Origin of the sequence: Phenylobacterium sp. (assembly GCF_035569475.1) — a bacterium.
In the GTDB taxonomy this organism is placed as follows: Bacteria; Pseudomonadota; Alphaproteobacteria; order Caulobacterales; family Caulobacteraceae; genus Phenylobacterium.
Window position 1 is genome coordinate 17,858 of sequence record NZ_DATMNA010000057.1, and the last position, 11,237, is coordinate 29,094.

General features: G+C 69.4%; 12 protein-coding genes. 8 read left to right on the forward strand and 4 right to left on the reverse strand.

What is annotated here, in order from left to right; translation table 11 throughout:
- The first annotated feature begins 10 nt into the window (after positions 1-10).
- From VNW53_RS09360 to VNW53_RS09395, 8 genes are all read left to right on the forward strand, one after another.
- On the forward strand, positions 11-415 hold the full coding sequence (locus VNW53_RS09360) for a MerR family DNA-binding protein (RefSeq protein ID WP_325555255.1): 405 nt from the start codon (positions 11-13) through the stop codon (positions 413-415).
- A gap of 93 nt (positions 416-508) precedes the next feature.
- A complete protein-coding gene (locus tag VNW53_RS09365) occupies positions 509-1,054 on the forward strand; it encodes a hypothetical protein (protein ID WP_325555257.1) in 546 nt (181 codons plus the stop codon).
- A 111-nt stretch (positions 1,055-1,165) separates the two neighbouring features.
- Positions 1,166-1,972 (forward strand): chorismate mutase, encoded by an 807-nt coding sequence (locus VNW53_RS09370; RefSeq protein ID WP_325555258.1) that lies wholly within the window; start codon positions 1,166-1,168, stop codon positions 1,970-1,972.
- Positions 1,973-2,129: 157 nt separating this feature from the next.
- Positions 2,130-3,263, forward strand: a complete 1,134-nt coding sequence (gene hisC, locus VNW53_RS09375) for a histidinol-phosphate transaminase (protein WP_325555259.1) — start codon at positions 2,130-2,132, stop codon at positions 3,261-3,263.
- Positions 3,260-4,222, forward strand: coding sequence for a prephenate/arogenate dehydrogenase family protein (locus VNW53_RS09380; protein WP_325555260.1), 963 nt, complete (start codon positions 3,260-3,262; stop codon positions 4,220-4,222). The genes hisC and VNW53_RS09380 overlap by 4 nt, the downstream gene beginning before the upstream one ends.
- Positions 4,223-4,250: 28 nt before the next feature.
- Positions 4,251-5,237: a Coq4 family protein gene (locus VNW53_RS09385; RefSeq protein WP_325555261.1), complete on the forward strand. Its 987-nt coding sequence runs from the start codon at positions 4,251-4,253 to the stop codon at positions 5,235-5,237.
- 83 nt (positions 5,238-5,320) lie between these two features.
- Positions 5,321-5,632, forward strand: a complete 312-nt coding sequence (locus VNW53_RS09390) for a metalloregulator ArsR/SmtB family transcription factor (RefSeq protein WP_325555262.1) — start codon at positions 5,321-5,323, stop codon at positions 5,630-5,632.
- Complete coding sequence (locus VNW53_RS09395) at positions 5,629-6,090, forward strand: SRPBCC family protein (protein ID WP_325555263.1); 462 nt, start codon at positions 5,629-5,631, stop codon at positions 6,088-6,090. Before VNW53_RS09390 ends, VNW53_RS09395 begins: the two co-directional genes overlap by 4 nt.
- Before the next feature lie 160 nt (positions 6,091-6,250).
- Here VNW53_RS09395 and VNW53_RS09400 read toward each other — a convergent pair whose 3' ends face one another.
- From VNW53_RS09400 to VNW53_RS09415, 4 genes are all read right to left on the reverse strand, one after another.
- Positions 6,251-9,040, reverse strand: coding sequence for an ATP-dependent DNA helicase (locus VNW53_RS09400; protein ID WP_325555265.1), 2,790 nt, complete (start codon positions 9,038-9,040; stop codon positions 6,251-6,253).
- A gap of 96 nt (positions 9,041-9,136) precedes the next feature.
- A complete protein-coding gene (locus VNW53_RS09405; protein ID WP_325555266.1) occupies positions 9,137-9,886 on the reverse strand; it encodes a hypothetical protein in 750 nt (249 codons plus the stop codon).
- Positions 9,883-10,260: a hypothetical protein gene (locus VNW53_RS09410; RefSeq protein ID WP_325555267.1), complete on the reverse strand. Its 378-nt coding sequence runs from the start codon at positions 10,258-10,260 to the stop codon at positions 9,883-9,885. The genes VNW53_RS09405 and VNW53_RS09410 overlap by 4 nt, the downstream gene beginning before the upstream one ends.
- Complete coding sequence (locus tag VNW53_RS09415; protein WP_325555268.1) at positions 10,257-11,072, reverse strand: ParA family protein; 816 nt, start codon at positions 11,070-11,072, stop codon at positions 10,257-10,259. The genes VNW53_RS09410 and VNW53_RS09415 overlap by 4 nt, the downstream gene beginning before the upstream one ends.
- Between the last annotated feature and the right edge of the window lie 165 nt (positions 11,073-11,237).

Sequence of the window (11,237 nt, forward strand, 5' to 3'; positions counted from 1 at the left end):
GAGTCAAGGGATGAAGCCGAGGACGATCGCGGGTCTGGCCAGGGACGGCGGCGTGGGGGTGGAGACGGTGCGCTACTACCAGCGCCGCGGGCTCCTCGACACGCCGGAGCGCACCGGCGGCGACAGCTTCGGCGGCGGCGTCCGGCGCTATGGCGACGAGGACGTGCGCCGGTTGCGCTTCATCAAATCCGCCCAGGCGGCCGGCTTCACCCTGGAAGAGATCGGCGAGCTCCTGGCGCTCGACGCCGGTCAGGATCGCCGGCGGGCCCAGGCGTTGGCGGCGGCGCGCCTCATGGCCTTGGACGCCAGGATCGCGGAGCTTCAGGCCGCGCGATCGGCCCTTCAACGGCTGGCTAGCGCCTGCAGCGCCTCGTCGCAGGGCCCGTGCCCGATCATCGCCGCGTTCCAGGACTGAGCGTCGGTCCTTTGGCGGCCCATACGCCGCCGCCACGGCATTGCGCTCCCATAGCAACGGGATCTAGATAACGCCGGTTCGGGAGGAGCCCACATGAAGCTCAAGACAAGCGCCTTGCTCGTGGCCGGCGCCCTCGGCGCGGTCTCCGCCGCCCGCGCGGCCCCTGACGCCGCGGCCCAGATCGCCAGCGCCGTCTCCGCCGCGCCGGCCGCGATCGGCCGGGACGCCACCGTGATGGCCATGGGCGCCAAGGGGATGACCGTGCTGCGCAAGGGGGCCAACGGCTGGACCTGCTTCCCCGACGATCCCGCCACGCCGGGCAAGGACCCCATGTGCCTGGACGCCAACGGCATGGCCTGGATGGAGGCGCTGACCGGCCACAAGCCGCCGCCCAAGGGCAAGATCGGCATGTCCTACATGCTGCAGGGCGGCTCGGACGCCAGCAACCTGGACCCCTACCTGACCAAGCCCCCGGCGGGCGCGAAGTGGGTGACCACCGGCCCGCACGTCATGATCCTGAGCGCCGAGGCCGCGACCTCGTCGGGCTACCCGACCAAACAGGCCGCGCCGGACACCTCGCGCCCCTATGTGATGTACGGCGGCACGCCCTATCAGCACATCATGCTGCCGGTGAACTGACCGCGGGCGCGACGGCCGCTGGTTTCCCCTGCAACTTTATTGCCGCGCGCGGCCCTATTGCGCGTCCGCCCGCAATGACCTAGGTCGCCTTCCTTCTGTTTGAGGGCAAAAATGGCCGAGGGCACACCGCAGACACAGCCGCCGTCGCTGGACGAGGTGCGCGCCCGCATCGACGCCATAGACGCCGACCTCCTGCGCCTGGTCGTCGAGCGCGCCGCCCTCGCCAAGGACGTGGCCGCCGCCAAGGCCGCCGCGGGCGACAACGGCAAGTTCGGCCTGCGCCCCGGCCGCGAGACGGCGCTGCTCAAGAAGCTGCTCGCCGGCCCGCGCAACGGCGCGCGCCCCGGCCTCATCGTGCGCATCTGGCGCGAGCTGATCGGCGACAGCCTGGCCACCCAGGGGCCTTTCCACATCGCCGTCTGGGGCGGCCGCGATCCGGGCCGCGCCGTCGATGTGGCCCGCCTGCGCTTCGGCGCGGCCCCCGCGCTGCGCCAGGTCGCCAGGCCCGAGGACGCCATCGCCGAGGCCCGCCAGCTCGGCGGCGTCGCCGTCTGCGCGCTCACCCCCGACAGCGCCTGGTGGGGCCGCCTCCTGGCCGAGCCCAAGCTCCGGGTGTTCGCCGCCCTCCCGTGCCTCGCCGCCTGGGGCCCGCTCTCGGCGCTCGCGGTCGCCGAGGTCGAGGTCGAACCCACCGGCGCCGACAACACCTTCTGGGTCACCGACGCCCCGCAGGCCGCCAAGGCCATCGAAGAGGCCCTCAGCCGCGACGGCGTCGCCGCGACCCTGATGGTCGAGGCCGGCGGCCTGAAGCTCTTCCTCCTCGCCGGCTACTACCAGGCCTCCGACCCTCGCCTCGCCCGCGCCCCCGGCAAGCTCTCCGGCGTGATCGGCGCTGCGCCGGGGCCCCTGGACGTCTAGGGGCGGCGCCCGCCTCCGTTTGGCGCCGGCCCCGCAAACGGACAACCGGTCAGGCCAGAACCCCCCACACATCCACGCCCGCCCTTGGACCCATGACGGACGGCGTGTAAGAGGCGGGCCCGGCCACCATGGCCCGATGCAACGCTGCGCCTTCCCCATGTCCGACGACGCCCCCATCCCAGACGCACGCGCCAAGGCCGCCAGGCCGCTGCCCAAGCCGGGCATCCTGGACATCCACGCCTATGTGCCGGGCAAGGCCCAGGCCGAGGGCATCGCCCAGCCGATCAAGCTGTCGGCCAACGAGAACCCGCTGGGCTCCAGCCCCAAGGCCCAGGCAGCCTACGAGAGCGCCGAGCGGTCCCTGCACGTCTATCCCGACCCGCGCGCCACGATCGTCCGCGAGGCGCTGGCCGCCCGCCACCGCATCGAGCCGGAGCGGCTCGTGTTCGGCTGCGGCTCGGACGAGGTCTTCGCCATGCTCAACCAGGCCTTCCTGGAGCCGGGCGACAACATGGTGCAGGGCGAGTTCGGCTTCGCGGCCTTCGCCATCGGCGCCTACGCCTGCCAGGCCGAGGTCCGCCGCGCGAAGGAGCCCAACTTCCGCATCGACGTGGACGAGCTCCTGAAGTGCGTCGACGACCGCACGCGGATCGTCTTCCTGGCCAATCCGGGCAACCCCACCGGCACCTGGATCCCGTTCTCCGAGGTGCGCCGCCTGCACGACGCCCTGCCGCCCAGCGTGGTGCTGGTGCTGGACGGCGCCTATGGCGAGTTCGCGCTCGACGCCAGCTTCAACGACGGCATCGACCTGGCGCGCAATTCCACCAACGTCGTGGTCACCCACACCTTCTCCAAGCTGCACGGCCTGGCGGCGCTGCGCATCGGCTGGGGCTATGCGCCGCTGGAGATCGCCCAGGCGCTCGACCGCATCCGCATGCCGTTCAACACCTCCGTCGCCGCCCAGCGCGCCGCGGTCGCCGCCCTCGAGGACGAGGACTTCCAGCGGGCTTCCATCGATCTGAACGAGACCTGGCGGCCCTGGCTGACCCAGCAGCTCGGCGGCCTGGGCCTGGACGTGGTCGGCCCCTCGGCGACCAACTTCATCCTGGTGGGCTTCCCGAAGATCCCCGGCCGCACCGCCGCCGAGGCCGACGCCTACCTGACCTCCAGGGGCCTGCTGGTGCGCGGCGTCGGCAACTACGGCCTGCCCGACCACGTCCGCATCACCATCGGGCTGGAGACGCACAACCGCGCGGTGGCCGAGGCGCTTGCCGACTTCATGACCCAATGACCGGGCCGATCTACGCACGCATGGCGGTGATCGGCTGCGGCCTGATCGGCTCGTCGGTGATCCGCGCCGCGCGGGCCGCCGGCGCCGTGGGCGAGGTGGCCGTCGCCGACGCCTCCGAAGCCGCCCGCGCCCAGGTCGTCGAGCTGGGCTACGCCGACCGGGTGACCGCCGACCCGGCCGAGGCCGCGCGCGGCGCCGACCTGGTGGTCTTCGCCGTTCCGGTGATGGCCATGGGCGAAGCCGCCCGCGCCGCCGCGCCGGGCCTGGCCCCCGGCATCACCGTCACCGACGTGGGCTCGGTGAAGGGCGCGGTCGCCGAGGCCCTGGCCGCCGCCCTGCCCGCGACCGTCCACATCGTCCCTGGCCACCCCATCGCCGGCACCGAGCAGTCGGGCCCCGACGCCGGCTTCGCCGAGCTGTTCCAGAACCGCTGGACGATCCTCACCCCGCAACAGCGCACCGACGCCCCCTACCAGGAGGCCGTCGAGCGGCTGACCGACTTCTGGACCGCGCTGGGCGCCAACGTCGAGCTGATGGACGCCAGCCACCACGACCTGGTCCTGGCCGTCACCAGCCACCTGCCTCACCTGATCGCCTACAACATCGTGGGCACGGCCGCCGACCTCGAGGGCGTCACCCGCGGCGAGGTGATGAAGTACTCCGCCGGGGGCTTTCGCGACTTCACCCGCATCGCCGCCTCCGACCCGACCATGTGGCGCGACGTCTTCCTGGCCAACAAGGACGCGGTGCTGGAGACCCTCGGCCGCTTCACCGAGGACCTGCAGGCGCTCTCCCGCGCCATCCGCTGGGGCGAGGGCGACAAGCTGTTCGAGCTCTTCTCGCGCACCCGCGACATCCGCCGCGGGATCATCGCGGCGGGCCAGGAAAGCGCCGCGCCAAACTTCGGCCGCGACGCGCGCGCGGCGCCTGCGCCGGACACAAATCGGCAACAGTCCTAGCGTCCGATCGGGGCTGGCGAGGGCGGGCATGGGCGACGACACCGTTCGGACTGACAAGAGCGATCGCGCCGGCTTCGAGGCCCTGGCCCAGGCCGGCGCCGAGGACGACGCCGCCCGCGCGCTGGGCCGCCGTCTCAAGGCCCAGCCGCAGGCCGCCGACCTCCAGGCGCTTTCGGCCCTCTGGATCCACGGCGCGGCCGCCGCGCCTGAGCGCATCCCCGGCCTCTACGACGCCGTCGCCGAGGGCTATCTGGGCGAGCCGGTGGGCGTCCGCCCCGTGCCCACCGACGCCGCCGCCCGGCCCGAGCGGATCGCCGAGGCCTTCTGGCCCGCCCTCTGGGCCCTGCTGGACGAGCCGCGCTCGGGCGTCGAGGCGGTCAGCCTCACCACCCGCACCGCGGCCCTCGCGGGCCTCGTCTCGCCCGGCCTGCCGCCGCGGATCGGCCGGGCCGCACTCTGCTATCCCGACACGCCGAAGGCCGTCGCCCAGGGCTATCCCCGTCGCTTCACCCTGGAGGCCCTGGCCCGCTGCCCGCCGGGCTCGCTGGGCGCGACCTTCCATGCGCTGATCGTCGACAACGGCTTCGACCTGGAGGTGCTGGACCGGGAAGCCATCGGCGTCGACAAGCTGCCGCCGCCGCTCGACTACCTCAACGCCCGCATCCTGCAGTGCCATGACCTGTGGCATATCGTGGCCGGTTACGAGACCACCGCCCTGCACGAGGTGGCGATCTCCGCGTTCCAGCTCGCCCAGTTCGGCCACCACTATTCGGCGATGTTCCTCGGCATGGTCCTGACCCGCGTGGCTTTCGAGCGGCCGGAGGGCGGCGCCCTGATGCTGCCCGTCATCCTCACCGCCTGGACCCACGGCCGCCGCACCCCGCCGCTCCTGCCCGTCGACTGGGAAGCCATCTGGGACAGGCCCCTCGCCGACGTCCGCGCCCAGCTCGGCGTCGCCCCCTACGCTTCCCCCTTCCCCGCCGACCTCTTCGAACAGCTTTCCGCGGCGGCCTGACAACACGCCCCAAAACTTCCCCGCAAGCGGGTGAGGTTCAAAGCGGCCTTGCCTCCGCACATATTCACCCCTATGGATGAATGATGCTCGACGCGACCCTCACCGCCCTTGCCGATCCGACCCGCCGGGCGATCCTGGCGCGGCTGGCGCAGGGCGAGGCGCGGGTGACCGAGATCGCCCGGCCCTTCGCCATCTCCCTGAACTCGGTCTCCAAGCACATCCGCATGCTGGAGCGCGCCGCCCTGGTGCGCCGCCGGATCGAGGGCCGCGAGCACATCCTGGCGCTCAACCCGCGCGGCCTCGACGAGGCCGCCGCCTGGATCGACGAACAGCGCGCGCTCTGGACCTGGCGCCTCGACGAACTCGACAAGGTCCTCAAGGAGAAGACGCCATGAGCGTAACGGAAAAGACCGTGCAGGTGGTGGTGACCAAGCGCTACGCCCTGCCCCCGGAGGCGGTGTTCGACGCCTTCCTGGACGTGGAGATCGCCCGGCGCTTCCTGTTCGCCACCGCCACGGGCGAGATGATCACCGCCGAGATCGACTCGCGGGTCGGCGGCCGCTTCACCTTCACCGAGCGCCGCCCGGATATGGGCGACGTGCTGCACACCGGCGAATACCTGGAGATCGACCGGCCCAGGCGCCTGGTCTTCACCTTCGGCGTCCCGCAGTTCAACCCGGCCTACACCCGCGTGGCCATCGACATCGCGCCGGCCCCCGGCGGCTGCGACCTCACCCTCACCAACGACCAGGTCCCGGACGAATATGCCGAGCGCAACGCCGAGGGCTGGAGCCGCATCCTCGACGGCCTCCCGCCCGCCCTCACCGGCGTCCGCGCCGCCGGGTGGGCTTGAAGGAGCCGCGAACCACACAAACCGCACGAAAGCGTCAGGTCCTGCGAGGCCCGCGCAGCGGGCGCTTCCAACTTGAGCCCCGGATCGCACGGATGGGCGCCGGCTGGGCCTCCGCTCCGCGGAGTCTCAAGGTGCGATCCCGTTCGTGCGGTTCGCGGACCTACTTGCCCAAAAACCCCGCCACACCCTCGATCGCCTCCACCAGGCCCACCCGCTGCAGCTCCACGCCCTCGGGCAACCCTGAGAAGAGCCGCGTCGGCGAGGCCGGGTCGAGCATCACGAAGACGCCCTTGTCGTCCGCCCGGCGAATCAGCCGCCCGAACGCCTGCGATATCCGCCCGCGCGCCACCGCGTCGTCATAGCCCTTGCCGCCGAACCGCACGCGCCGGGCCTTGTGCAGGATGTCGGGCCGGGGCCACGGCGCCCGGTCGAACACCAGCAGCCGCAAGCTCCGCCCCGGCACGTCCACCCCGTCGCGCACCGCGTCGGTGCCCAGCAGGCAGGCGTCCTCCTCCGCCCGGAAGATGTCCACCAGGGACCCGGCCTCGCCGTCGATATGCTGGGCGTAGAGGGCGATCCCCTTGTCGGCCAGCGGCCCGGCGATGCGCTCATGCACCGCGCGCAGCCGCCGGATCGCGGTGAACAGCCCCAGGCCCCCGCCGCCGGCCGCCAGGAACAGCTCGCGCATGGCGGCGGCCACCTGCCGCGCGTCGTCCTTGGCCACGTCGGTGACCACATAGCACCGCGCCTGGCTCGCATAGTCGAAGGGCGAGGCGAGCTTCAGGGTCTTCGGCCGCTCCGGCAGCCGGGCCGCGCCGGTCCGCATCTCGGCCAGGGCGAACGGGTCGTCCAGCGTCGCGTCGGCCAGCGTCGCGCTCGTCACCAGCACCCCATGCGCCGGCGCGATCACCGCATTGGTCAGCGGCTCCGTCGGGTCCACCCAGTGCCGGCGGCAGGCCGCGTCCACCACCCGCCCGTAGAGGAACGTCGCGTCGAACCAGTCCACGAAGTCCGGATCGTCCTCGGCGTCCTCGTCGATGGCCCGCAGCATCGAGCGCCAGGCCGGCAGCGTCATCCGCGCCCGCCGGTCGAGCCCTCTTAACGCGCCTTCAATGCGAGCCCGCGACGAGGGCTCCAGGGTCGCCGCCTCGTCGTCGAGCACATTCTCCAGTTGCCGGGCCAGCGCCACCAGGGGCGCCTCCACCTTGGCCAGCGCCGCCGCCGCCGCCCGCGCCGTCTCCCGCACCAGGTCGAGCGCGGGCCTGGCCGCGCACTCCATGCCGATCTCGCTGGGCGCCGCCCGCGCCCGAAGCTGCTCCATCACCGCCACCAGGAAGTGCTCCACCGGACCCACCGGCCCGACCTCGCCGTTCGGCGGCGCGATCCGCCCCGACCAACCCTCGCCCGGCAGGGCCGCCGCCGCATGGGTCGCCGCGATCAGCGCGTCGCGTGCCTCCTCGTGGTCGCCCAGCACCTCCATCAGCCGCTGCTCAAGCCCGCGCCCGCGCCGCCCGCGCCCCTCCGGCCCGCGGATCCAGCGCCTAAGCTCCGCGGCCTCCGCCCCCGACAGCGCCGCGGCGAACGCGCTATCCGCCGCATCGAACAGGTGGTGGCCCTCGTCGAAGACGATGCGCTTGAGCTGCGTCGTCTCCCCATCGGCCTTGCTGCCCCGCGCCGCCCGCGCCCCGTCGAACGCGGCCTGGGTCAGGACCAGGGCGTGGTTGGCGATCACGATATCGGCCTTGCGCGACCCCCGGATCGCCTTCTCCACGAAGCAGGTGCGATAGTGCGAGCAGCCGGCGTGGATGCACTCCCCGCGCCGGTCCACCAGGTTGGCCGCGCTCGCCTGGTTCGCCGGCGGCACCGCAAACAGCGTCGGCAGCCAGGCGGGGAAGTCCCCGCCGGTCATGTCCCCGTCCCGCGTCGTCCGCACCCAGCGCGCCGCCAGCCCCATCCCCACCAGGTCGCCGCCGCCCAACTGGGCGGCGTTCACCGCCTCCTGGAAGTTCAGCAGGCAGAGGTAGTTCTCCCGCCCCTTGCGCACCACGGCCTTGCGCGCCCGCACCTTCGGGTCGGGATAGATCGAATGGCTCTCCCGCTCGATCTGCCGCTGCAGCGCGCGGGTATAGGTCGAGACCCACACCGCCGGCCCATTGGCCTCCGCCCACAGCGAGGCCGGCGCCAGATAGGCGAGCGTCTTGCCGATCCCCGTGCCGGCCTCGGCCAGCATCATCCGCGGCTCCCCCTCGCGCTCGCGCGGCTGGAAGGCCCAGGCGGCTTCGGCTGCGAACTCGGCCTGCGCCGGCCGCGCCTCGTCCAGCCCCGAGCGCTCCAACAGGTCGCGCAGCCGCGCCGCCGCCGCCTCGGGCAAAATGGGTTTCGACCCCGGCTCCCCCGGCGGCGCCTCGCCTTCCCATTCCGCAAGCCGCGTCCACGCATCCAGCCCCGACGTCCGGAACATGTTCCCCACCGGCGCCGAGCGCAGCGCCCCGATCGCCGCCGTCCCCCAGGGCCAGCCGCCCCGCGCCAGGGTCTCGGCCACGGCCAGCGCCTCTTCCCGCGACGGCTCCGGCGCCGCCGCCAGCTCCGCCAGCAGCACCCCGCACGCCGCCCGCAACGCCACCGCCTGAGCCTCCGCTCCCTTCGGCTCCGCCATCCCCAGCGCCTGAGCCAGCCCCGCCGCCGACGGCGCACAGAACCGCCCCGGCCGCACGAACGCATAGAGCTCCAGGGCGTCGAACACGCGGCCCGAGCGCGGCGGCACAGGAACCCCCAACCGCCGAGCCGTCATCGCCGCATGGGCGACCAACACCGGCCACTGCTCGAACAGGTCGCGGGCGTCAGGGGTGCGCAGCGGCTGCGCCCCGGTGGCGTCCGCCACGGCGGCGCGGGGGCCGGGGAGCACCACCAGCGCGGGGGCGAGATCGAGGGTGGCGGGGGTCGCGGTCACCCGGGAGTGTTAGCGGGAGTCTGGAGGGAACGGAATGGGAACCTTGTCAGCTCCCCAGCTCCAACGGATCTGCATCGGTCCCGCTGTCCGGTCCGCCTATGTGGCCTTCGTAATGTTGATTTTGAGTTCGGACCTTATTCGGGCCGCTCGCGCGCTACTGACAACGAAATACAGCATGTTGCGAAGCGCCGCCTTCTTCGTCCCTGCAAGCTCAGCTCTAAAGAGACAGACATATAAAAGCGCAATTCCTTCTAATACAGATCGCTCACGTGTCGCCCACATGCTCAAGCGTTTTGCCTCGGTACTCCAAAGAAGCACGTTAGAGACGCCGTCCGTCATCCTGAAATTCGTCGTTGAACCATGAACTGCCTTCGAAAGCGTCGCGTATTCCGCCTTGATGACATCTAACCCTTTGATATTCGCGGATATGTCTTTTAAATCCGGGTGCTTAACGCAGTACGCGTGAAGCTCGGAGAATGAAGGCTTCAAATCTCCGGAGGCCCAGAGGGCCAACTCGATCGGGTGATCTTTAAAGTAAACCGCTGCAAGCGCATTTTCGACCGTACTTCGGAGAGACTGGAGGGCTGTTCTCCAAGACCCCAGAGACGCATTCACATGAGATATTAGCCCGTCATTATGCGCCTCGAAAAAGAATGCAGCGCTCCCGGCCGAGAAATTGGGAGCGACCAAGTCAGATTTTATAGCCTGAAAGCAAGCCAAGCGCCGATAACTAAGCAGATATTGATCGTTTGGATGGAGTTTTTCCCAATTTTTTTGTGCTTGGGTAGTCCAATCTTTGAAGAATCCTTCGAAATTGGCAGAAATTTCGGCCTCAAGCGCACTCATGACTTCAACAAGATATCCAATGCGCGCCGTAGTTCTGGCGATGTCGTGGAGCGCTCACGCGGGGAGTTGGTCAACCGCTGACGCGCCGCAGGATTTTGCTCAAGGTAGCGGAGGACCTTCCCCAGGATATCTCTTGAGGCGTCTCGCGGTCGGAGCTCAATGGGGAAGCCGTTTTCCCGGATCAGATCGAGCCACTGCTGCTTGTCAATTTCGGAAAGCGCCACCAGCGTGCCGAGCGCGACGGGTATCGTGCTCGGGTCTGGCTTGGCCCGGGTCACTCGCTCTGTTCCCAAATCTTCAAGCGGAACGTTCGGACCCCGCTTCAGGGCACTTGCCAGAAGCGTAAGCATGCGCGCGACTTCATGTGTCTTCATGACAAGCCCAATGACTCCATGAGTTCTGCGCCCAGCGCCTTAAATTCGGAAATCGCCTTGCCATCCGCCGTTTCAAATACCGGCCGATGCTTCTCGGTGATTTCACTCACCGCCGATCGTTCGTTCAGCGATGAATTGAGCACGGTCCCAAACTGCTCCCTAAGGGTTTGAATGGTTTGTTCGCGATAGTACGACCGACGCCCGACCCGCGAAATGACGATCCCGGCGTTTTCGATCTTATGTTCAAGATCGCCGGTCAGTTTTTGGACGCGGCTAAGCAACAGGCCGATGCCCAGGCTCGATAGGAAATCCGGTGAGACAGGTACAACGTAATGCGTGCTCATCGCCAGAGCGTTTTGCGTTGGTATCGTCAGGTTCGGTGGGCAGTCGCAGACCACGACATCGTACTTCGGGAGCACGTCCTTAAGTGCTCGTCGAAGGAGCGTCTCTCGCGCCGATGCCCCACCGAGATCGAGGTCGATCGTGAACAGATCGAGATGGCTTGGGATCAAATCCACGTTCTTGAAGACGCCTTCAACAATGACGTCGTCGGGTGCCTTGGCTTTACCTTCGGCGCTAGTGTGCGTGCGCAGTCCCAAGAGGTTTGCCACGGTGCCATTTTCAGCGGCGTGACTTTGCCAATCCTCCACGGAGATACACGAAAAAGTCGCGTTGGTTTGGGGATCAAGATCGATGAGGAGCGTTTTGAGTCCTTGAAGTCCACAATAGGCCGCGAAGTTTACCGCTATTGTGGTCTTCCCAACGCCACCTTTGAGGTTCACGCACGATAGGATTACGGGGGCGTCGGCCATCTACCATCTCGTCCGATTGTTCGAATGATCAAATATCATCCTAGGGTTGCCCAGCCCAGGCATCAACACCTGAGATAGCCATTAGGAGTTACGATTACAGTGCATCTAACTGAGCACCCACCCCTCCCCCTAATCCACGCCAGCCCAACCTCCTGCCTGCGGAGC